General features: G+C 64.5%; 18 protein-coding genes. 10 read left to right on the top strand and 8 right to left on the bottom strand.

Going from position 1 to position 21,083, the window contains the following annotated elements:
* The first annotated feature begins 2 nt into the window (after positions 1 to 2).
* Positions 3 to 677 carry a hypothetical protein gene (locus ACFSQR_RS08070; protein ID WP_377729182.1) on the top strand — a complete coding sequence of 225 codons (675 nt, stop codon included), beginning with the start codon at positions 3 to 5 and terminating at the stop codon, positions 675 to 677.
* 169 nt (positions 678 to 846) lie between these two features.
* On the opposite strand, the gene ACFSQR_RS08065 is transcribed toward ACFSQR_RS08070, so the two are convergent.
* From ACFSQR_RS08065 to ACFSQR_RS08035, 7 genes are all read right to left on the bottom strand, one after another.
* The gene (locus ACFSQR_RS08065) at positions 847 to 1,350 is read right to left on the bottom strand and encodes a hypothetical protein (protein ID WP_377729181.1); all 504 of its coding nucleotides are present in this window, start codon (positions 1,348 to 1,350) and stop codon (positions 847 to 849) included.
* A gap of 154 nt (positions 1,351 to 1,504) precedes the next feature.
* Positions 1,505 to 1,936, bottom strand: coding sequence for a hypothetical protein (locus ACFSQR_RS08060; RefSeq protein ID WP_377729180.1), 432 nt, complete (start codon positions 1,934 to 1,936; stop codon positions 1,505 to 1,507).
* 2 nt (positions 1,937 to 1,938) lie between these two features.
* Positions 1,939 to 3,171 carry a DUF4214 domain-containing protein gene (locus ACFSQR_RS08055; protein ID WP_377729179.1) on the bottom strand — a complete coding sequence of 411 codons (1,233 nt, stop codon included), beginning with the start codon at positions 3,169 to 3,171 and terminating at the stop codon, positions 1,939 to 1,941.
* Between the two features lie 220 nt (positions 3,172 to 3,391).
* Positions 3,392 to 3,601 (bottom strand): cold-shock protein, encoded by a 210-nt coding sequence (locus ACFSQR_RS08050; RefSeq protein WP_377729178.1) that lies wholly within the window; start codon positions 3,599 to 3,601, stop codon positions 3,392 to 3,394.
* Between the two features lie 225 nt (positions 3,602 to 3,826).
* Positions 3,827 to 5,680 carry a gephyrin-like molybdotransferase Glp gene (gene glp, locus ACFSQR_RS08045; RefSeq protein WP_377729176.1) on the bottom strand — a complete coding sequence of 618 codons (1,854 nt, stop codon included), beginning with the start codon at positions 5,678 to 5,680 and terminating at the stop codon, positions 3,827 to 3,829.
* Entirely contained in the window at positions 5,681 to 6,790 is a 1,110-nt protein-coding gene (gene moaA, locus ACFSQR_RS08040) for a GTP 3',8-cyclase MoaA (RefSeq protein WP_377729175.1), read from the bottom strand.
* A 145-nt stretch (positions 6,791 to 6,935) separates the two neighbouring features.
* Positions 6,936 to 10,073 (bottom strand): Rne/Rng family ribonuclease, encoded by a 3,138-nt coding sequence (locus ACFSQR_RS08035; RefSeq protein WP_377729174.1) that lies wholly within the window; start codon positions 10,071 to 10,073, stop codon positions 6,936 to 6,938.
* 573 nt (positions 10,074 to 10,646) lie between these two features.
* On the opposite strand from ACFSQR_RS08035, the gene ACFSQR_RS08030 reads away from it, so the two are divergent.
* From ACFSQR_RS08030 to ACFSQR_RS08015, 4 genes are all read left to right on the top strand, one after another.
* On the top strand, positions 10,647 to 11,627 hold the full coding sequence (locus ACFSQR_RS08030; RefSeq protein WP_377729173.1) for an RluA family pseudouridine synthase: 981 nt from the start codon (positions 10,647 to 10,649) through the stop codon (positions 11,625 to 11,627).
* A gap of 177 nt (positions 11,628 to 11,804) precedes the next feature.
* Entirely contained in the window at positions 11,805 to 12,464 is a 660-nt protein-coding gene (locus ACFSQR_RS08025) for an HAD-IIIA family hydrolase (protein ID WP_377729172.1), read from the top strand.
* Entirely contained in the window at positions 12,443 to 12,823 is a 381-nt protein-coding gene (locus ACFSQR_RS08020; protein WP_377729171.1) for a Rieske (2Fe-2S) protein, read from the top strand. The genes ACFSQR_RS08025 and ACFSQR_RS08020 overlap by 22 nt, the downstream gene beginning before the upstream one ends.
* Positions 12,824 to 12,870: 47 nt before the next feature.
* Positions 12,871 to 13,842 (top strand): S49 family peptidase, encoded by a 972-nt coding sequence (locus ACFSQR_RS08015; protein WP_377729170.1) that lies wholly within the window; start codon positions 12,871 to 12,873, stop codon positions 13,840 to 13,842.
* A gap of 254 nt (positions 13,843 to 14,096) precedes the next feature.
* Here ACFSQR_RS08015 and ACFSQR_RS08010 read toward each other — a convergent pair whose 3' ends face one another.
* Entirely contained in the window at positions 14,097 to 14,375 is a 279-nt protein-coding gene (locus ACFSQR_RS08010) for a hypothetical protein (protein ID WP_377729169.1), read from the bottom strand.
* 217 nt (positions 14,376 to 14,592) lie between these two features.
* Between ACFSQR_RS08010 and ACFSQR_RS08005 the strand changes: the two genes are divergently transcribed.
* The 5 genes from ACFSQR_RS08005 to ACFSQR_RS07985 all read left to right on the top strand — a co-directional run bounded on the left by ACFSQR_RS08005 (position 14,593) and on the right by ACFSQR_RS07985 (position 21,023).
* Positions 14,593 to 15,303, top strand: coding sequence for a pseudouridine synthase (locus ACFSQR_RS08005; RefSeq protein WP_377729168.1), 711 nt, complete (start codon positions 14,593 to 14,595; stop codon positions 15,301 to 15,303).
* Positions 15,304 to 15,382: 79 nt separating this feature from the next.
* The gene (locus tag ACFSQR_RS08000) at positions 15,383 to 16,363 is read left to right on the top strand and encodes a fumarylacetoacetate hydrolase family protein (protein WP_377729167.1); all 981 of its coding nucleotides are present in this window, start codon (positions 15,383 to 15,385) and stop codon (positions 16,361 to 16,363) included.
* Between the two features lie 177 nt (positions 16,364 to 16,540).
* Positions 16,541 to 17,557: a YbhN family protein gene (locus ACFSQR_RS07995; RefSeq protein ID WP_377729166.1), complete on the top strand. Its 1,017-nt coding sequence runs from the start codon at positions 16,541 to 16,543 to the stop codon at positions 17,555 to 17,557.
* A 59-nt stretch (positions 17,558 to 17,616) separates the two neighbouring features.
* Positions 17,617 to 20,235, top strand: coding sequence for a magnesium-translocating P-type ATPase (mgtA, locus tag ACFSQR_RS07990; RefSeq protein ID WP_377729165.1), 2,619 nt, complete (start codon positions 17,617 to 17,619; stop codon positions 20,233 to 20,235).
* A gap of 401 nt (positions 20,236 to 20,636) precedes the next feature.
* Complete coding sequence (locus ACFSQR_RS07985) at positions 20,637 to 21,023, top strand: hypothetical protein (RefSeq protein ID WP_377729164.1); 387 nt, start codon at positions 20,637 to 20,639, stop codon at positions 21,021 to 21,023.
* Positions 21,024 to 21,083 lie beyond the last annotated feature (60 nt).

The raw sequence follows: 21,083 nt of genomic DNA, 5'->3' as shown, positions 1-21,083 counted from the left end.
ACATGAAACGCACCGTCAGTGTCCTTCTGGGCGTCGTGCTGTTGGGGTGCCAGCCGCTGGCCTGGGCGGACGACCCGCTTCCTCCGCCCCAGCGGACCCTACCGGGCGGGCTGACGGTGAACTCGATCGACGAGCTGGACATCCTGCCCGCAGCGAAGGAAGTCCTGCGCGAAAACGTTCGGCTGATGAAAGAGCAGAAGCTGGTCCCGGCCGCCGAAGGCCGCCTGCCGGATTTCGACGCCATCGAGGCGCATTATCGTGCCCGTGGCAAGCCCTTGTCCGAGGTGACTGCGGCCGGCAAGATTGGATTTGCGCCGGCCGGGCTGGACGCGACACCGCTGCGCGGGCTGGCCGACGCGGCCATCCCGGGCGGCGTGCGCAGGGGTACGGTGTGGAGCGGCGTGGCGCGACTGTTCCGTCACCCCGAACTGGGCATCGTGATCCTCGAAGAGACCGACTTGCGCAACGGCGGCGGGGCCATGTTCACGCGGGAGATGATCAATGCCGACGTCAACGGCGCCCCAGCCATGCTCCTCAGCAAACAAAGCAGTTCCGGGCGCTCCGAATCCCGCCTGATGTGGTTCGTGGACGGCATGCTGTATGAGCTGCGCACGCCCGGCGTCGATGACCGTTCGCGCGACGCATTGCTGGCGACCGCTCGCGCTTTGTCCAGATAGCGCTCAACCCTCCCGACTTTTCTCCGCCGGATCGCGCCGATTTCGCGCGTGCGCGATTTGGCGGAATCGGCCCATTTGTGGCCGATTCCGCCACGGCCAGCGCGCCGCGATGCGCACGGTACAGCGCGCGCCGCGGCACCGGGCCTCCGGTATCACGGCGCCGCCCGTCCTAGCACCGCGCCGAGTAGGCGCTCAGCGTTCTCGCCCGCACATCGACGATATACAGCCGCAGCCCGCGCTCCGTCCCCGGCAAGGCCAGCAGCAGCGTGCCCAACTCGATATCCTCGCGCGACAAGCGCGCCTGGTCTCCCAGGTAGTACGGATAGCTCGCGTGTGTGTGCAACACCCCCGCAATTGTTTCCCCGTCGTATGCGGACACCACGATGTCAACCGTATCGCTCGCGCCCACCGCGATCTCGCCTGTGCGGATGGTGCCGTCACGCGCGCGGTAAAACACCGCGCCGTGCTCCACCTGCCTGTCGAACCGGATCAGCCGATGCGCAAGATCGGTGACTGCGCGCGACAGGGGATCGGGGGACGGCCGCGCTGTAGCGTCGAGGGCGATGCGCTCGCACAGGCGCGGCGCGCTGCGCAGGGTTCCGGCAAGCGCGCCACTTTCCACGGTCGCTGCGAAAGCGAGCGCGAAAGTCGAGAGCAAGCGGCGGCCCGGCATGATGCACCTGCTGAGATGCGGAAGGGTGATGCTTTTTCAGTGTAGTCCGTATTCGGGAATATGCTGCGCCATTGCGGTACGCGTCTGTTTCGCGCTGCCCGTCGGGAAGCTCAGCATGGGTCCCCGGGTACGCGGGGACGGGGGCAGGGGGGAATTACGGGCGCCGGGATGTCCAGGGAGCCTGCCGCTCTTCGCCCGCCTTGTAGGGGCGCAAGCCAAACGCGGACCAAGTATCGTTGACCGACACCAGCGTGACGTACTTGAGATCGATCCGCTCCATCACATCCCAGCCGCTGTCGCGCGTGAGGTCGGTCTGCATCTTCGAGCTGCCCTTGGGGAAGCACAGCCACAGCATGGCCGATGGCGCGAGTGCCCCGGCAGCGACGGGCGCGAGCGTCTCCAGGTCGGCCCTGGTCGCGCAGAAGAGCTGGATCCAGTCGTGCGGCCCCTTGATCTTGCCGGCGATGGTGGCGCCCTCGGGCAAAGGCTGGAGCGCATCGAGATAGCCGCCGGGCGCGTTGACCACGGCGGCGTTCGCGCCGGCCTTGAGCTTGAGTTTCCTGGAGAGGGCGCTTTGCTCGCTCATGCTCAGCCGCCGATGTCCGGGATGGCGAAGCCGTTGCCGATGAGCGCGGCGAGGCCGTCGCGGTTTTCTTCGCTCTCGCTGATCGCGGCCAGCACCGCCGAGCGCGCCACGCCGTCGTCCAGCACGCCCTTCCAGAACGCGATGCCATCCGGGTCGCCTGCGCGGTGCAGGATGTTCTGGTAGAACTGGCGCACGAGTTCGTCGTTCGTCAGGTTGCTGCCATACGCGGTCTGGAATTCAGCGGACTGGATGAAGTGCTGTGCCACGGTGAGCATCGGCACCCCCTTGTCCAGCGCGCCGATCCAGAAAGCGAGGCCCTCGCCATCCGGCGTGCGGTTGAACGCGGCCTGGTACAGGCGGTAGGCCTGGCCGGCGTTGCCATCGACGTCCAGGGCGAAGGTCTTGTCGGCGAACCTGATGCGCTCGACGTTCACCAGTTCATTGGTGCCCTCGGCGCCGGTCTTGTCGACGATGGTGAATCCGTATTCGTTCCTGGCGATGGTGAAGTTCGCAAACGCGCCCTTGTAGACCAGCGTGTCGATGCCTTCGCGGCCGTCCACGGTGTAGTCGGCGGCGCTGGCATGGAAGGTGTCGTAGTTCGGCGTGCCGCGCGGGCTGATGTCGAGGACGAAGGTCTTTTCCTTGGTCGAGCCGCCCTGCGACACGGCGATGGTGAACGAGTCGCGGCCATAGAAGCCCGGCTCCGGCGTGTAGGTCCACTCGCCGCGGTTGATCATGTCGCTGAAGGTGACCGTGCCGTGCTGGCCCTGGACCTTGACGGTCGGCTCCGGCGAGTAGGTGTCGAACGGGTTGAAGGTGCCGCTGGTGATCATGTCCTGCGTGATCGCGAGCGTTTCGGTGAGCGTGAGCGGCAGGTGATAGGCGTATGGCGCAGGATCGGTAAAGGTCACCGGCGTGCCGTTGATCGTGAAGCTCGTGATGTTGGCGTCGAAGATACCGTCGCCGAACGCGTCGAAGACGAAGCTGGCGAAACCGTTGGCGCTTGGCGACAGGGTGCCCTGGACATCGATCGTTCCCTGGCCGTTCATGACGCCGGCGCTGATGCTGGATCCGGACGAGCCGGTGAATCTGGTCTGGACGTAGCGGACCGACTGGGCGTTGTAGGTGAACGCGAGCGAGAACGCCAGTTCGCCGGCGGGAAGGTCCGCGCTGGAGAGGTTCAGGACGAGTTGTCCATTGCTGGTGACGCTGTGGGTGAACACTACGGTTGCCATCGGCCTGCTCGCTAGTCGAAAAATGGATTTTCGATAATACAGCTGAGCATCTTTGGCGACAAGTACCGGTCCCGCGCATAAAAAAAGCTCGCACTTGGCGAGCTTTCTTCAATCGTCCGCGATGCGCTTCGTTTCAGCCCACGCTATCTGCGTGGTGCGAGAGTGGCTGCATCGGATGGCCCACGCTATCTGCATGGTGCCATCATGTGACTGGCGCTATTTACGCAGGGCGGATGTTGCTCGCCTTGTCGCCTTTAGGGCCGGTGCTGCGCTCGAACGAGACGCGTTGATTTTCGCTCAGGCTCTTGAAGCCGTCGGCCTGGATGTCCTGGAAGTGGGCGAACAGGTCCGCGCCGCCTGCGTCAGGAGTGATGAAGCCGAAGCCCTTGGAATCGTTGAACCATTTGACGGTGCCGGTTTGGATAGACATGAGTACATTCCTCTAATACGTTTGAATAAAAAGGGCAAAGCCCGGGACGCACTTGCGACCAAGAGACATACAACCGATGGGGATTCAAACAGGAATGGCTCTGTGAAGAGCAAGACGGGCAAGAGACCAACAATAACTACGGCTTGATGAAGTGCAGAGGTCAATATACATGGATTTGGGCAATCCACCTAATCATTTCGGATTTATTTTCCGGGGACCGTTTGTTCACACCAGGCCTTCAAAGGGGAGGACGTCGACCTCGTCGCCCGCTGCGATGCTGCCCTGGCCATCGTGCAGCACCACCATGCAGTTCGCTTCCGACATCGAGCGCAGGATGCCCGAGCCCTGCGAGCCGGTGATGCGCACCTCGCGCCCATCGGCCGACAGGATGCCGCGCTGGTACTCCGTACGGCCAGGCTTCTTGCGGATCGCCGCGACCGAGCGCGCGCGCAGCAGCGGCAGCGGCGCTTCCGCACCCATCATGCGCAGCAGCGCTTCGCGCGCGAAGAAGTAGAACGACACCATGACCGCCACCGGATTGCCCGGAAGCCCGAACAGCAGGGCGCTGCGGCCATTCGATGCGATGCGCCCGAACGCGAGCGGGCGTCCCGGCCGCATGCCGATCTTCCAGAACGTGACGTCGCCCAGCTGCGCCATTACCTGTTTTGTGTAGTCGGCCGCGCCGACCGAGACGCCGCCGGAGGTGATGATGGCGTCCGCGTTCTCGCAGGCGCTGCGCAGCGCTTCTTCCAGCGCTTGCGGGCTGTCGCGCACGACGCCCATGTCGATCACTTCGCAGCCGAGGCGCTGCAGCATGCCGTAGATGGTGTAGCGGTTGCTGTCGTAGACGCAGCCTTCGGCGAGCGGTTCGCCGACCGAGCGCAGTTCGTCGCCGGTCGAGAAGAACGCGACGCGCAGGCGGCGCTGCACGGGCACTTCGGCCAGGCCGAGCGATGCCATCAGGCCAAGGTCGGCGGGGCGCACGACTTTGCCGCGGCGCAGGGCAGGGGCGCCCTGCTGCAGGTCTTCGCCCTTGAAGCGGCGGTTGTCGCCGGTGCGCACGCTGCCGGGCGCGATGGTGACGGTGTCGCCCTCCGCCGATGCGACCAGCTCCTGCGGGATCACGGTGTCGCAGCCGGGCGGCATGATCGCGCCGGTCATGATGCGCACGCATTCGCCCGCCGCGGGAACGGCGGCGGAAGGGCGGCCCGCATACACGGTGCCAACGACGCGCAGCGTGAGCGGGGTCTCGCCTAGCCCGGCGCCCGCGAAAGCGTAGCCGTCCATCGCGGAGTTGTCGTGGGCGGGGACGTTGATGGGCGAGATCACGTCTTGCGCCAGGACACGGCCGAGGGCCGAGCGCAGGGCCACGTGTTCGACCGAGCGCACCGGGCTGACCGTGTCGCGGATCACGCGCTGCGCATCGCGCACGCTGATCTCGGCCTGGGGACTGTCGCCTGAGGGGACGATCCCCTGCGGGGACGGTCCCCCTCCCAGCTCATGCAGTTCCTCGCTGGTGTTGATGTTGCGGAAGGCGTCGGCATCCTCGAACATCACTTCGGCCACTTTCATCTGCGCGTACCAGCCATCGACCTTGCGTCCGCCATTCTGCAGGTAGTCGCTCAGCGACGGCAGCAGGGACGCGCGCACCAGGCAGAACACGGGGTGCGGCTGCCTGCGCTTGCCCTCCTGCGTGACGGCGACGGCCACGTCGGCCTCCTGGGCCTGCAGCGCTTCGAACAGCCGCGCCGCCAGGTCCTGCGGCAGGAAGGGCGAATCGCACGGCGCGGTGAGCAGGTAATCGGTTTTGCAGGCACGCAGTCCCGCTTCCAGCCCGGCGAGCGGGCCGGCAAAGCCGGACGTCACGTCCGGCAGCACCGGCAGGCCGAAGGCGGCGTAGCGATCGAGGTCGCTGTTGGCGTTGATGGCGAGGGGGCCGACCTGCGGCGCGAGCCGCTCCAGCACATGCTGCACCATGGTCGTGCCGCGAAACGGCTGCAGCCCCTTGTTCACGCTGCCCATGCGCGTGCCGCGGCCGCCCGCGAGTACCAGTCCGGTGATCTGTTCGTTCTTGTGCATTTATCCGCCGATGTAGGACATCTCGACTTTGCGTGCCGCCGGCGCGAGGCCTTCGGTGTTGATGGTGCGTGTTTCGGAATAGCGGTCGGTGCGCGCGCGCCACAGCTGCGCCACCGCAGTCGACACCTGCGCGTCGCTGGCGCCGCCGCGCAGCAGGGCGCGCAGGTCGTGCCCGCCGGTCGCGAACAGGCAGGTGTAGAGCTTGCCCTCCGTGGACAGTCGCGCGCGCGTGCAGCTGGAGCAGAAGGCCCGGGTGACGCTGGAGATCATGCCGACTTCGCCGCTGCCGTCGGCGTAGCGCCAGCGCTCCGCGGTCTCGCCGCTGTAGTTGGCGTCCAGCGGAACCAGCGGCATCTCGGCCGAGATCATGCGCACGATGTCGGCGGACGGGATCACTTCGTCCATCTTCCAGCCGTTGGACGCGCCCACGTCCATGTATTCGATGAAGCGCAGGATGAACGGGCTGTCCTTGAAGTGGCGCGCCATCGGCAGCACCTGGCCGTCGTTCATGCCGCGCTTGACGACCATGTTGACCTTGATCGGGCCCAGGCCCGCGGCGTGCGCGGCGTCCAGGCCGCGCAGCACGTCCTCGACCGCGTAGTCGACGTCGTTCATGCGGCGGAAGGTCGCGTCGTCCAGCGCGTCGAGCGAGACGGTCACGCGGTCCAGGCCCGCTTCCTTCAGCGCCCTGGCCTTGCGCGCCAGCAGGGAGCCGTTGGTGGTGAGCGTCAGGTCGATGGGGCGCCCGGACGGCGTGTCGAGCTGGCGCAGCATGGCGACCAGGCGCTCGATGTCCTTGCGCAGCAGCGGCTCGCCGCCGGTCAGGCGGATCTTCTCGACGCCGTGCGCGATGAAGATGCGCGCGATGCGGACGATCTCCTCGAACGTCAGCACGGCGCTGTGCGGCAGGTACTGGTAGTCCTTGTCGAACACTTCCTTCGGCATGCAGTAGACGCAGCGGAAGTTGCAGCGGTCCGTGACCGAGATGCGCAGGTCGTGCAGGGGGCGCGCGAGCGCGTCGGCCAGCAGGCCGGTCGGCGCTTCCACGGCCGATGGAAGAGGGGTGGGCGGCAGGCGCGCGTCCCGCAGCGGAATGATCTTCTCAGACATTCCAATACGATATCACGCGGTGGCCATCACGGTGGTGACGGGCTCGTTGTTCGGGGCGAGGCGGGACGTCCCCATGAAAAAAGGGAAGCCGGTGTGCTGGCTTCCCTTTTTTGCGGCTAAAAAGCTGGGGATGGCCCCCTACTTTTTAACGGCGGGTGTCGACCTGGACGAGCGGTTCGTTTTCCGCCGGCGGCAGCGGCTTGCGCTCGCGGCGCGGACGCGGGGCAGCGGCGGCAACTGCTGCCGTCTGCTCTTGCGCTGCACGCAGCTTGGCAGGGTCGGTGCTCGCCATGCTCAGGCCGGCCGCGCTCAGCAGCGAGTCGAGGTCGGCGGTCGATGCCGGAGCAGGGGCGATTGCCGCTGCCGGGGCAGCAGCTGTGGTCCTGGTCTCGGCGGCTGGGGCGACTTCGGTCTCGGCAGGCGTCCATGCGGTGGCCGGAACGGCGTCGGCCAGCGCTTCGGTTGCCGGTGCAGCTTCGGCGGCAGGCGCCTCTGCCGGGGCTTCCGCTGGCTGTGCCGCTGCTGCGACCGGCGCTGCTGCGAACAGGTTGCCCTGTACCGCTGCTGCCGTGGTCTCGGCCGCCGGCACTTCCACCCTGGTGTCCGGTGCGACGACCGGGGTTTCGGTCGCGACCCATTCCGCTGCAGGAACCGGAGCCTCCGGCGCCTGCTCGACCGATTCCGCTGCCGGGGCAACGGTGGTCACGGCTTGCGGTGCAGGTGCGGCAGCTTGCGCTTCCACTGGCGCTGCGGCAACTGGCGCCTCTGCTGCCGGCGCTTCCGCCTGGGCCGGAGCCTTGGCGTGCAGGGCTTCTACCTTTTCAGGCGCCCACCATGGCTGGCCCTCGCCCTGCGCTGCTGGCGCTGGCGTTTCGGCGGCGGCCGGTGCGGCCTCGATGATTTCGCCGGTGGCGATCACGGTCACGCCTTCGGCGCCTTCCGTGCCTTCCGTGCCTTCAGCTTCCATGCCCTCGACCTGGTCGCGGTCGCGGCGGTTGCGGTTGCGGCCACCACGGCGGCGGCGGCGGCGCGGCTCGTCGCCGCCCACTTCCACTTCGATCTCTTCGCCGTTCGGGCCGATCTGCTTGACGGTCTTGACCGGCGCCTGTTCGACCTCGACGGACACGCCGGCGTTGCCCATGCCGCCCACTGCCGGCAGGATGACCTTGGCCTTGGTTTCCTCGGCTTGCGCTTCGCTTGCTACCGGACGCTCGGCGCGCTCGCCACGCTCACGCGGCTGGCGTGGCGGACGCTCTGCGCGTTCGCCGCGTTCCGCGCGCTCGGCACGTTCCGGACGTTCGCCGCGCTCGGCTTTTGCGGTGACTGCTGCTTCCTGGTCGCGTGGCTCGCGCGCTTCTCGCGGCGGGCGTGGCTCGCGCTTCTGGCGTCCAGGTTTGTCGGCCGACTCCAGCTTGGAGACTTCTTCCTTGCCTTCCTCGCGGTCGCGGCCACCCTTCTTGCGGTCGCCACGGTTGCGCTGGTTGCGGCCAGCGCGATCGCCGCGTTCGCCCGCAGCCGGCTTGGCCGGGGTTGCAGGAGCGACGGCCACCGGTTTCGGCTCTTCCTTCTTGAAGAAGAAGCCGAACACTTTGGAGAGGAAGCCTTCCGGCTCCTTTGCCACCAGCACGGGCGCTGGCGCCGGCTTGGTCGCTTCGGAGCGGTCCACCATCGGCGCCGGCTGTGCCGGGGTGATGGTCTTGACGACGGCTTCCTGGCGCGGCTTGAGTTCTTCCTTTTCGCGCTTGGCGTAGGCCATGTCGGTGTCGGCCTGCTCGGCCAGCGTGTAGCTGGACTGGGCGGCTTCGAGGCGCGGGTCGTCGTGCTTGATGCGTTCCAGCTTGTAGTGCGGCGTTTCCAGGTGCTTGTTCGGCACGAGGATCACGCTGATGCGGTGGCGGGTCTCGATCTTGAGGACTTCGCCGCGCTTTTCGTTGAGCAGGAAGGCGGCAACGTCCACGGGCACCTGCACGTGGATGGTGGCCGAGTTTTCCTTCATCGCCTCTTCCTGGATGATGCGCAGCACCTGCAGGGCGGACGACTCGGTGTCGCGGATATGGCCGGTGCCGGAGCAGCGCGGGCAGGTCACGTGCGAGCCTTCCGACAGGGAAGGGCGCAGGCGCTGGCGCGACAGTTCCATCAGGCCGAAGCGGGAGATCTTGCCCATCTGGACGCGTGCACGGTCATGGTGCAGGGCGTCCTTCAGGCGCTGCTCGACTTCGCGCTGGTTCTTGGCCACTTCCATGTCGATGAAGTCGATCACGATCAGGCCGCCCAGGTCGCGCAGGCGCAGCTGGCGGGCCACTTCTTCGGCCGCTTCGCAGTTGGTGTGGAAGGCGGTCGTCTCGATGTCCGAGCCGCGCGTTGCGCGGGCCGAGTTGACGTCGACGGAGACCAGCGCTTCGGTGTGGTCGATCACGATCGCACCGCCCGATGGCAGCGGCACGGTGCGCGAGTACGCGGTTTCGATCTGGTGTTCGATCTGGAAGCGCGAGAACAGCGGCACGTCGTCCGAGTAGCGCTTGACGCGGTGGACCATGTCCGGCATCACGTGGCTCATGAACTGGTGCGCCTGGTCGTAGATCTCGTCGGTGTCGATCAGGATCTCGCCGATGTCAGGCTGGTAGTAGTCGCGGATCGCGCGGATCACGAGCGACGATTCCTGGTAAATCAGGAACGGGCCGTTGGCCGACTTGGCGGCGCCTTCGATCGCGCGCCACAGTTGCATCAGGTAGTTCAGGTCCCACTGCAGTTCTTCGACCGTGCGGCCGATGCCTGCGGTGCGGGCAATCACGGACATCCCTTGCGGCAGGTCCAGCTTGTCCATGGTCTCGCGCAGTTCCTGGCGCTCTTCCCCCTCGACACGGCGCGATACGCCGCCGCCGCGCGGGTTGTTCGGCATCAGCACCAGGTAGCGGCCGGCCAGCGAGATGAACGAGGTCAGGGCTGCGCCCTTGTTGCCGCGTTCTTCCTTCTCGACCTGGACCATGATTTCCTGGCCTTCGCGCAGCGCATCCTTGATGGTGGCGTTGCGCACGTCCACGCCTTCGCGGAAGTAGGTGCGCGCGACTTCCTTGAACGGCAGGAAGCCGTGGCGGTCTTCGCCGTAGCTGACGAAACACGCTTCGAGCGAAGGCTCGATGCGGGTGATGACGCCCTTGTAGATATTGGATTTGCGCTGCTCACGGCCAGCGGTCTCGATGTCGATGTCGATCAGTTTCTGACCGTCGACAATGGCGACGCGCAGTTCTTCCTGCTGCGTCGCATTGAACAACATGCGTTTCATTTTTAAGTTAACTCCGCAACCCCGAAGGGTCTCTGTAAAAGTACAGGGGATGTACGCGAGCGGAGTTGTCGGAGGTGGGTATGCCTATGGCATGCAGCGGCGAGGGGCCGATGCATTTCGGCGCAATGGACGGCGATCGACATGCCGAGCGCAATTCGTCACCCTTGTACTCACCATCGCTGCGGCCACGTGGGGGCGCGCGACGGGCGGGCGGTATGCTGACACGTAGTGGGCCAGGCCAGGCAGTCGGCAACCTGCTTCAGGGTGCAGCGACACATTCCACGCCAGGCGGACACGGCAAGCGTTATCGACGCCATTTATCCTGCAAGCCATCCTTGCGGCGGGCTGACAGGTACTTATCCTTACAAATCCAGACTATCCAGCTCATCACCCTTGCGCGTCATCCGATTACAACACGGGTGCAACCCTGATTCGCGCAAAGCTGTGCGTACACGTTATTTCCATCGTATTTGCAAAATAGGCGAGGCCGATGGAGACGCCCCTGTGTAAAATATCGTTTTAATTCTTACACCTGCAGAGGTTTGACCGCCGCCTGTCGATTATATATTCAAAATGAAGGACTTAGAGAGAATTTCTACGCCTCAAGCCCAATTCGTGACAATCACGGAAGAAGAAGCCGGACAGCGGATCGATAACTATCTGTTAAGAGTGTGCAAGGGCGTCCCCAAGAGCCACATCTACCGCATTCTTCGCTCTGGCGAGGTGCGCGTGAACAAGGGGCGCATCGACCAGCTGTACCGTCTCGAAGCGGGCGACCTGGTGCGCATTCCGCCGATCAGGCTTGCCGAAAAGGCAAGTTCGGTCGCGGCGCCCGGCGCGGAATTCCCGATCCTGTACGAAGACAACCACCTGCTGATCGTCGACAAGCCGGCCGGGATTGCCGTGCACGGCGGCTCCGGGGTGTCGTATGGCGTGATCGAGCAGCTGCGCGCCTCGCGCCCGGAAGCGAAGTTCCTGGAACTGGTGCACCGGCTGGACCGCGAGACGTCCGGCCTGCTGCTGCTGGCCAAGAAGCGCTCGGCGCTGACCAACCTGCACGAGCAGATGCGCGACGGCACCACGGACAAGCGCTACCTGACCCTGGTGTATGGCGACTGGCAGAACAAGCGCCAGCACGTGAAGCTGCCGCTGCATAAATACACGACACCGGAAGGCGAGCGGCGCGTGGTGGTGCAGGCCGGCGGCATGGAATCGCACACGGTGTTTACGCTGCTCAAGAAATACGAGGAGTTCGCGCTGCTGGAGGCGGAGCTGAAGACGGGGCGCACGCACCAGATCCGCGTGCACCTGGCCTCGAGCGGCTTTCCGATCGCGGGCGACGACAAGTATGGCGATTTTGCGCTGAACAAGCAGCTGCTCAAGGCGACCGACAAGCGGGGTGCGCTCAAGCGCATGTTCCTGCATGCGCACCAGATCACGTTTACGCACCCGGACACCGGCAAGCCGGTAACGGTAAAAGCGCCGCTGCCCGGCGAATGCGAGCGTTTCTTGGTAAGCTTGGGCAATCCGTCGGCGAAGGCCGGCCCGCAATAGAACAGATTACATAATTAGTACCGGCATCTTCCGCGCCGCCTCCGTCATCCCCGCGCATGCGGGGATCCATGCTGAGTTCGCAATCCGCCTGCTTGCCTGAGCGGCCCCGGCAGCTCAGCATGGGTCCCCGCTGCGCGGGTGACGGGACGCGCGCGGGACGCTGGTGGAACCAAGAAAATGGCAAAGAAGCAATACGACCTCATCGTTTTCGATTGGGACGGCACCCTCATGGACAGCACCGGCGCGATCGTCAAGTGCATCCAGGCTGCCGCCCGTGACCTCGGCCTGCCCGTCCCGCACGAGTCGGCCGCCGCCCACGTCATCGGCCTGTCGCTGCAGGAGGCGATGAAGAAGGCGCTGCCGGACATCGACCCGGCCCTGTATCCGCGCGTGGTGGAGCGCTACCGCTTCCATTACTTGTCGCGCGACCACGAGCTGACGCTGTTCGATGGCGTGGAGGAGATGCTGCGCGAGCTGGCATCCAAGGCCTATTTCCTGGCGGTGGCGACCGGCAAGAGCCGCGTGGGCCTGAACCGCGCGCTCAACGGCACCGGCCTCCTGAGCATGTTCCACGCGACCCGCTGCGCCGACGAGACCTTCTCCAAGCCGCACCCGGCCATGCTGCAGGAGCTGACCCGCGAGCTCGGCCAGGACATCCGCCGCACCGTGATGATCGGCGACACCACGCACGACCTGATGATGGCGAACAACGCCGGCGCGCACGGCATCGCCGTGCAGTACGGCGCGCACCCGGTCGACCAGCTGCACGCCTGCAACCCGGTGTACTCGGCCACCTCGGTGGACGAGCTGCACAAATGGCTGGCGGAGCACGCCTGATGGCGGAGCGGATCTTCGTCTGCGCGTCCGGCGAGGTGGCGGAAGGCGGCAAGGGCGTGCGCTTTCCGGTGCAGGTGCATGGCGAGGCCGCGACCGGCTTCGTGGTGCGGCGCGGCGGCAAGGCCTACGGCTACCTGAACCGCTGCGCGCACGTGCCGACCGAGCTGGACTGGTTCAAGGGCGAATTCTTCGAGTCGAGCGGGCTGTACATCATGTGCCAGACGCATGGCGCGATCTATACTCCCGAGACCGGCGAGTGCGTGGGCGGGCCGTGCAAGGGCGGGCGCCTGCAAGCAATTGCTGTAGAAGAAGACAACAACGGCATATACTGGCACCCCAGTGACAAGATCACGGCCTGACTCCGCCCCCCTGCGCGGGAAGACGGGGTAACTATATATAACAGCACATGAGCGACGACAACAAACACGACCGCGACACGCCCACCTGGGAGCGCGAGACCCTGCAAAAACTGGTGCTGGCCACCGTGCGCGAGCAGCGCGCCTCGCGCCGCTGGGGCATCTTCTTCCGCCTGCTGACCCTGATGATGGTGTTCCTGGTCGTGTGGGCCTACTTCGACTTCGACTTCCCGTCGCTGGCGGAGGAAAAGATCGGCCCGCATACGGCGCTGATCGAGATCGACGGCGAAATCGACGTGGAGGGCACCGGCGCTGCGGACAACGTGATCCCGTCGCTGAACAAGGCCTTCTCGGACGAGGGCGCGGCGGCGATCGTCCTGCGCATCAACAGCCCGGGCGGCAGCCCGGTCCAGGCCGGCATCATTGTCGACGAGATCAAGCGCCTGCGCGCCGAATATCCGGAAAAGCCGCTGTACGTGGTGGTGGACGAAATCTGCGCCTCCGGCGGCTACTACATTGCCGCGGCGGCGGACCGCATCTATGTGAACAAGGCCAGCATCGTCGGTTCCGTCGGAGTGCTGATGGACGGCTTCGGCTTTACCGGACTGATGAACAAGCTGGGCGTCGAGCGGCGCCTGCTGACGGCGGGCGAGCACAAGGGCTTCATGGACCCGTTCAGCCCGCAGTCCGAGAGCCAGAAGCAATACGCGCAGCAGATGCTCAACGAGATCCACCAGCAGTTCATCGCCGTGGTGCGCGAAGGCCGCGGTGCGCGCCTGAAGGAAACGCCGGACATGTTCTCGGGCCTGTTCTGGACCGGCGCGCGCGCCGTCAAAATGGGCCTGGCAGACGGCTTCGGCACCGTGGACACGGTGGCCCGCGACGTCGTCAAGGCCGAGGACGTGGTCGACTACACCCAGCAGGAAGGCCTGCCCGAGCGCGTGCTCAAGCGCTTCGGCGCCGCGGTGGGCGAGGGCGCCGTGAAAGCCATGACCCACGCGCCGATCCCGTCGGTACGCTGAAGAAATAGGGCGTGCGGCGCTTGCATTGTCGGGAAAGTGGACTAATATTGGGGGTGTAGTTCTTTGTTGGAGAGCCGAAAAAAAAGATTGGCAAATTCACCTGATTGAAAACTACAGCCGCGATGGTAGCGGAAACTGAGTGAATTCTTGATTCCTCACCCAAGTCCCCGACGGGGCAGAGAAAACGACGGCATTGCCGTCGTTTTCGTTTGTGGGACACGGACCGCTGCGAGCAGTCCCCTACGGAAAACCGCTTACCCGACGCAGGAATTTTCCGATCCCACGGGAGCGCGCCCTCCCGCATCCCGCGCCAGACCGCCGCTCGCGATCCACTGGTACATCCGCTGCTCCAGCTCCGCATACCATTCCGCCTGCGCGCTGCTGGCCGCCTCAGCTTCCCCGAGGAGAAGCTGGTCGCTGCATCGCCACCGCGCCACCGCACAGCGCGCCTTGAGCAGCGCCGCCTGTTCCATGGCATTCGTGGAGGGGTATTCGATTTCCGTGTGGCTAGTTTGAATTTGAGTTTTCATCATTCGTCCTTCGTCTCATGATGACTGCCGTTGTGGGGGTTGGATTAGGTAAATTCCTAATGCTGTCAGTGTATCGGCAGCGACATTTCGGCGATTGATCTACCTCAAGGATTTTTGTAGGACTACAACCAGCCGAGGGGGCGGACTGTTCCCGCAGCGCCGAGGCGGCAGGGCCGCATCATGGCCCGCTTGCAGGCGCCGTCTGGTAAAGTTCTGCCCCATGAGCAAACTATCCCTGGACCGCATCCTGCAATCGCAGGGCTTTGGCACGCGTAAATACTGCCGCGCCCTGATCGAGGATGGCGACGTCGCCGTCAACGGCGAAATTCACACGAACTACAAAACCGCGATCGAGACAGACGGTCTGGTGCTGACCGTGTTCGACGAGGAGTGGATCTACCGCGAGCACGTCTACATCGCGTTGAACAAGCCGGCGAACTACGAATGCTCGCGCAAGCCGAGCCACCACCCCGGCGTGCTGACGCTGCTGCCGGAGCAGTTCACCTGGCGCGAAGTGCAGCCCGTGGGGCGCCTCGACCACGACACCACCGGCATGCTGCTGATGTCCGACGACGGCCCCTTCATCCACGCGCAATCCTCGCCCAAGCGCCACGTGCCCAAGGTCTACCAGGCCACCACGGCCGAGCCCGTGACGCAGGCGCTGATCGACCAGCTGCTGTCCGGCGTCCAGCTGCACGACGAGCCGGCGCCGCTGGCCGCGGTGCGCTGCATCCAGCACGGCGAGCACCAGCTCGAGATCGTGCTGGAGCAGGGCAAATACCACCAGGTCAAGCGCATGCTGGCCGCGGCCGGCAACCACTGCGCCGCGCTGCACCGCTCCGCCATCGGCGGCCTCGAGCTCGACGCCCTCGGCCTTGCCGAAGGCGAGTGGTGCTACCTCACCCCCGCCCAGCTCACCCTCCTCGCATAAAAATGGGGACAGACCCCATTTCGAAAATGGGGTCTGTCCCCATTTCGGGGTCTGTCCCCATTATTTCGCACTCAAACTGATGAAACTTGCTACGATCAAAGACGGCACCCGCGACGGGCAACTGGCCGTCGTCTCCCGCGACCTCAAGCTGGCCCACATGGCCGACGGCATCGCGCCCACGCTGCAGGCCGCGCTCGACGACTGGGCGTTCATCGCGCCGCAGCTGGCCGAGCTGTCCGACAGCCTGAACAATGGGCGCACGCGCCGCCACTTTGACTTCGACCCGGCGCAATGCATGGCGCCGCTGCCGCGCGCCTACCAGTGGGCCGACGGCTCCGCCTATGTGAACCACGTCGAGCTGGTGCGCAAGGCGCGCGGCGCCGAGATGCCGGCATCGTTCTGGGAAGATCCGCTGATGTACCAGGGCGGCAGCGACGATTTCCTCGGCCCCTGCGACGACATCGTGCTTGCGCACGAGGCGTGGGGCATCGACTTCGAGGCCGAGATCGCGGTCATCACGGGCGACGTGCCGATGGGCGCGACGCCGGACGAGGCGCAGCAGCACATCCGCCTGGTGATGCTGGCCAACGACGTCTCGCTGCGCAACCTGATTCCGGACGAGCTGGCAAAGGGCTTCGGCTTCTTCCAGTCCAAGCCCGCGACCAGCTTTTCGCCGGTGGCGGTGACGCCCGATGAGCTGGGCGACGCATGGAACCACGGCAAAGTGAACCTGCCGCTGCGCTCGACCTGGAACGGCAAGCTGGTGGGCGAACCGCATGCCGGCACCGGCATGATCTTCAATTTCCCGCAGCTGATCGCGCACCTGTGCAAGACACGCAATGCGCGCGCCGGCTCGATCATCGGCTCGGGCACCGTTTCCAACAAGGACGCAAGCCGCGGTTATTCCTGCATCGCCGAAAAGCGCTGCCTGGAGATCATCGAGGGCGGGGCGGCGGTGACCGAGTTCATGAAGTTCGGCGACACCATCCGCATCGAAATGCTCGACAACGAGAAGCGCAGCATCTTCGGCGCCATCGACCAAAAGGTCGCGCAAGCGTAGCAGGCGCTGTCCCCGTGACCTGATCAGGGCCGTTCGGCCTGGATCGCGACAGTCGCGTGCAAGAGTTGCCTGCGTTCGCCTGAAATCCGTCTGCGCCTGCGCTTCGTTTGACGGAAATCAAGCGGGGAAGTCCGGTATGGCGTACACCCGAAAGGCTGACGACCGGCGCTTCGAACAATGCGACTCGATGATTTCGTTGACAGACGCACAGACCGTGGCAACACCGGTCGCCGGGCCCCGCTGCGTATTGCATTTTGGCTGTCCTGGCTCATCGGCGGCGCGGCACTCGCCGCCCTGATCGTCGTCGCGCTCGAATTGTCGGAGGAGCGGGCGCTGTGGCGCCTCGCAGAAAGCGCTCAGCCATGGTGGATGGCGGTTGCTGTCCTCGTCCAGGCCGCGACGTATCTGGCGCAGGGCGAAGTCTGGCGCGTGGTGGCGCGGGCTGGCGGAAGTTCGGTGTCCATGCCCGTCGCGTTCAAACTCAGCCTCGCCCAGCTCTTCATCGACCAGGCCCTGCCGTCGGGCGGCATCAGCGGGGCGGTCTTTGTCATCAGGTCGCTCGAGCGGCGCGGCGTTCCCCGTGCCGTCGTGATGGCGTCGCTGCTGGTAGACCGGGTCGCCTATCACGGCGCCTATGCGCTGGCGCTCTGCCTCGCGATCGGCATTGCGCTGATGGGCGGCGAGGTAAGCCCGCTGATCCTTGCCCTTGCCGCATTCCTGTCGATCATCAGCGTATTGCTGACCGGCGTGGCGGTTCTTGCTGCGCGCGGAATTTCGCTGCCGGCGGCACTCAGGAACATTCGGCTGCTGGGCAAGATTCTGTCGCTTCTCGGAGAAGCGGACCCTGCCTTGATGCGCAACCTCCCGCTGATGATGAAGAGCACCGTGCTGCAACTGATGGTGATCGCGCTGGATGCAGCCACGGTGTGGATTCTCATCCGTTCGCTGGGCGAAACGGCAACCGCCAGCGGCGTGTTTGTCAGTTTCATGGCCGCGTCGCTGCTGCGCACCATCAGCATCATTCCCGGCGGCCTGGGCGTGTTCGAGGCCACCTCTGTCCTGGCGCTGCAGCATAGCGGCACATCGATCCCGGTCGCGCTGGGGGCAACAATGTTGTTCCGTGGCTTGAGCTTCTGGTTGCCGATGCTGCCCGGTATCGTGTTCTCGCGCGGTGCCGGCCACGCCACGATGTAAGAATATGTCCTTGCCCGTTGATCGCGAGCGCCCCTGCGGATCAGATCGGATGGATTGACATGCACAAGTACTCCCTCGATCCATCAGGACCCGGCAAGCGCAAGCAAACCGAAACGGCGGAGCTGAACCAGCTCAGCAAACTCTCCGCTGCGGACGCATGCGCGGCGCTCGCATCCCGCCTGGACGGCCTCGACATCGGCGAAGCGCAGGCGCGGCTGAAGCAATTCGGACGAAACCTCGTCACGAAGGAGCAACGGCCCACCATCGCCAGGGAGTTGTGGACGCGTGCGCGCAACCCCTTGAATGGGTTGCTGCTCGTGCTCGCCACCGTTTCCTATGCGCTGGGCGATGTGCGTGCGGCGGTCATCATCGTGGCGATGGTGATGTTGTCGATCGGGACTTCCTTTATCCAGGAGCATCGGTCCAACGAAGCGGCTGCCCGCCTGCGCTCCATGGTCAAGAATACGGCGAGCGTGCGGCGGCGTGGTGTGACGACGGACGGCGGTTTTGCCGAGGTGCCGCTCGAGGAACTGGTTCCCGGCGATATCGTGCAGCTGTCCGCGGGGGACATGATTCCTGCGGACTTGCGCCTGCTCGACGCCAACGACCTGTTCATCAACCAGTCCGCGCTGACCGGCGAAGCCATGCCGGCAGAGAAATTTCCCGCGCCGTTCACGGGCGTGAGCGACAACCCGTTCGATCTGCCCAACATGTGCTTCATGGGAGCGAACGTGGTAAGCGGATATGGCACCGGCGTCATCGTTCGCACCGGCGCCACGACATTTTTCGGCGACCTGGCCGACAAGGTGGCCAGTGGCCGGCCGCCCACCGCGTTCGACAAGGGCGTGGCCCGATTCACGTGGCTGATGATTCGTGTCATTTCCGTGATGGTCCCGCTGGTCCTGCTGATCAACGGGGTGACGAAAAACGACTGGCTGGAGGCCCTGTTGTTCGCGGTGGCGGTGGGCGTTGGACTCACCCCGGAAATGCTGCCGATGATTGTCACGGTGAATCTCGCGAAAGGGGCGCTGGCGATGTCGCGCGCGAAGGTCATCGTGAAACGGCTGGAGGCGATCCAGAATCTCGGCGCGATCGATATTTTATGCACCGATAAGACGGGCACCTTGACCCAGGACCGGATCATTCTCAAGCGCCACCTCGACTTGCACTGGAACGAATCCGACATGGTGCTGCGCTATGCCTGGCTAAACAGCCACTTCCAGTCCGGGCTGAAGAATTTGCTCGATATCGCCGTGCTCGAGCACGCGGAAATGCACAGCATGTTCGGCAGCGATAGTGGATATAGCAAGGTCGACGAAATCCCTTTCGATTTCTCCCGCCGCCGTCTGTCCGTCGTGATCTCGACCCCCGAGGGCCGCCACGTCCTTGTCTGCAAGGGCGCGGTCGAGGAGCTGATGGCCATTTGCACAGGATACGAAGCGGAGGGCGAGCGCGGAGCGCTGGATCCGTCGCATTTTTCGAGAGCCAGGCAGGAAACGAACCAACTCAATGCGGACGGCTTCCGGGTGGTAGCCGTAGCGTACAAGGAATTGGCTGAACTGCAGGAGACCTATTCTGTCGCCGACGAGTCCGGCCTCACGCTGGTCGGTTTCATCGCGTTCCTGGACCCGCCCAAGGACAGCGCCCGCGAAGCGCTGGCCGCGCTCGCCGCCAGCGGCGTCACCGTCAAGATTCTTACTGGCGACAATGACATCATCACACGCGAAGTCTGCCGTGAGGTCGGCTTCTATGCCGGAACAATCCTGCTCGGAAGCCAGATCGAAAGCATGGGGGACGAGGAGCTCGCGGTCGCGGCGGAAGGCACCAGTGTTTTCGCCAAGCTGACGCCAGGCCAGAAGGAGCGTATTGTCCGGCTGCTGCGAAAGAGGCATGTCGTCGGCTTTCTCGGCGATGGCATCAACGACAGTCCCCCACTCAGGGCGGCCGATGTCGGCGTGTCAGTGGATACGGCAGTCGATATCGCGAAGGAGGCCGCCGACATCATCGTCCTGGAGAAGAGCCTGATGGTGCTGCAGGGAGGAGTGATCGAGGGGCGCCGGGTGTTCGCCAACATCACCAAATATATTCGCATGGGGGCCAGTTCGAACTTCGGCAACATGTTCAGCGTACTGGGCGCCAGTATCTTCCTGCCTTTCCTGCCGATGCTCCCGATCCAGGTGCTCACCAATAATCTGCTCTACGATTTATCGCAAACGGCGATCCCGACCGATAACGTGGATAAGAGCGAGGTGGAACGGCCGCGCCAGTGGAACATCCGGAATATCTTCAAGTTCATGCTGGTCATGGGTCCGGTCAGTTCGCTGTTCGACTATGCCACGTTCGCGATGATGCTTTTCATCTTTAATGCATGGAATGATCCTTCATTGTTCCAGACAGGCTGGTTCGTCGAGTCCCTGCTTACCCAGACCCTGATCATCCACATCATTCGTACCGCCAAAATCCCGTTCATCGAAAGCCAGGCCAGTACGGCGTTGATGGCCACGACGGCGCTCATCTGCCTGACCGGCGTGTTCCTTCCGTATCTGGGAATAGGGCACATCCTGGGTTTTCGCCCTTTACCGTGGACCTACTGGCCACTTCTGGCTGGGATGCTGTGCATGTATGCCTTTCTCACACACTGGGCCAAAATGTGGTTCGTGCGCCGCTTTGGCATGTGAGGCCGGGCGTGTTTCGCGCGGCATGAGGATTGCCGTTCCGGCATGTGGGTAAAGCGCCTCCGTGCGCTTTCTATTCGCTCGTTCGCCTACACTGAACTTTCGGTTACACAGGGAGGCGGCGATGAACTACTTGATCAAGTGGTGCAGTATGTTGTTCTTGCTGCTGCCGACGCTGGCGCTGGCCGACCCGGTAACCATCAATGCCAGCGCGACCGGCATGATCCGGGCGGACTCTCCGTGGCTCGATCTGTTCACCGGGGTGACGCGTACAGGCGCCGAGATACCGTTCACCTACTCCTTGTCAGGACAATTCGACCCGGACTCTGCCGACTACTTCGCGTACACCGATTCAAACGGTCAGTTCGCCTTTCAGTCCAACCCCAAATCCGTGATGACGCACGGTGGACGGCAGCACCTACACCATCAGCGGCGGCAGCTATTTGAATGCGACCTTGAGGCCGGACCGCTATGTGCTCGAGCTGCGTTTCGGCCACTCATCCTACGCGTTCACGACCACCCTGGAATTCCGCAACCCTGATGGCTTTCCCGGCGGCCCGTTGACATCGCGTGAGCTCATCGCCGGCAACGAGACCACCGGCCATTTCTCGTTTATCGCCAGCCCGTGGAATCCCGATGCACCGGGGAGTTGGGATGCATTCGGGCAGCCCGATTCTGCTTTGTTGAGCGCCAGCCCGGTACCCGAGCCCAGCCATTCGGCATTGCTCGTCTGCGGTCTGCTCATCCTGCTTGCGCGCTTTGCATCCCTGGGTTGGCGGAAACGGCCATAAGTTAGTCATTTCCGCCATGCCTGTTCGGGATGGCGCGGGTTCGGCTTCAGCGAATGCGCT

It is taken from the genome of Pseudoduganella sp. GCM10020061 (genome assembly GCF_042683405.1).
Taxonomy (GTDB): domain Bacteria; phylum Pseudomonadota; class Gammaproteobacteria; order Burkholderiales; family Burkholderiaceae_D; genus Telluria.
The sequence above is the reverse complement of the archived record's forward strand: the minus strand, read 5'-3'. Positions and strand labels throughout refer to the sequence as shown.

Excerpts from the sequence above, each read along its gene's own strand:
- ACFSQR_RS08070 (WP_377729182.1), top strand. The coding sequence starts at position 3 with ATGAAACGCACCGTCAGTGTCCTTCTGGGCGTCGTGCTGTTGGGGTGC.
- ACFSQR_RS08065 (WP_377729181.1), bottom strand. The coding sequence starts at position 1,350 with ATGCCGGGCCGCCGCTTGCTCTCGACTTTCGCGCTCGCTTTCGCAGCG.
- ACFSQR_RS08060 (WP_377729180.1), bottom strand. The coding sequence starts at position 1,936 with ATGAGCGAGCAAAGCGCCCTCTCCAGGAAACTCAAGCTCAAGGCCGGC.
- ACFSQR_RS08055 (WP_377729179.1), bottom strand. The coding sequence starts at position 3,171 with ATGGCAACCGTAGTGTTCACCCACAGCGTCACCAGCAATGGACAACTC.
- ACFSQR_RS08050 (WP_377729178.1), bottom strand. The coding sequence starts at position 3,601 with ATGTCTATCCAAACCGGCACCGTCAAATGGTTCAACGATTCCAAGGGC.
- glp (WP_377729176.1), bottom strand. The coding sequence starts at position 5,680 with ATGCACAAGAACGAACAGATCACCGGACTGGTACTCGCGGGCGGCCGC.
- moaA (WP_377729175.1), bottom strand. The coding sequence starts at position 6,790 with ATGTCTGAGAAGATCATTCCGCTGCGGGACGCGCGCCTGCCGCCCACC.
- ACFSQR_RS08035 (WP_377729174.1), bottom strand. The coding sequence starts at position 10,073 with ATGAAACGCATGTTGTTCAATGCGACGCAGCAGGAAGAACTGCGCGTC.
- ACFSQR_RS08030 (WP_377729173.1), top strand. The coding sequence starts at position 10,647 with ATGAAGGACTTAGAGAGAATTTCTACGCCTCAAGCCCAATTCGTGACA.
- ACFSQR_RS08025 (WP_377729172.1), top strand. The coding sequence starts at position 11,805 with ATGGCAAAGAAGCAATACGACCTCATCGTTTTCGATTGGGACGGCACC.
- ACFSQR_RS08020 (WP_377729171.1), top strand. The coding sequence starts at position 12,443 with ATGGCTGGCGGAGCACGCCTGATGGCGGAGCGGATCTTCGTCTGCGCG.
- ACFSQR_RS08015 (WP_377729170.1), top strand. The coding sequence starts at position 12,871 with ATGAGCGACGACAACAAACACGACCGCGACACGCCCACCTGGGAGCGC.
- ACFSQR_RS08010 (WP_377729169.1), bottom strand. The coding sequence starts at position 14,375 with ATGATGAAAACTCAAATTCAAACTAGCCACACGGAAATCGAATACCCC.
- ACFSQR_RS08005 (WP_377729168.1), top strand. The coding sequence starts at position 14,593 with ATGAGCAAACTATCCCTGGACCGCATCCTGCAATCGCAGGGCTTTGGC.
- ACFSQR_RS08000 (WP_377729167.1), top strand. The coding sequence starts at position 15,383 with ATGAAACTTGCTACGATCAAAGACGGCACCCGCGACGGGCAACTGGCC.
- ACFSQR_RS07995 (WP_377729166.1), top strand. The coding sequence starts at position 16,541 with ATGCGACTCGATGATTTCGTTGACAGACGCACAGACCGTGGCAACACC.
- mgtA (WP_377729165.1), top strand. The coding sequence starts at position 17,617 with ATGCACAAGTACTCCCTCGATCCATCAGGACCCGGCAAGCGCAAGCAA.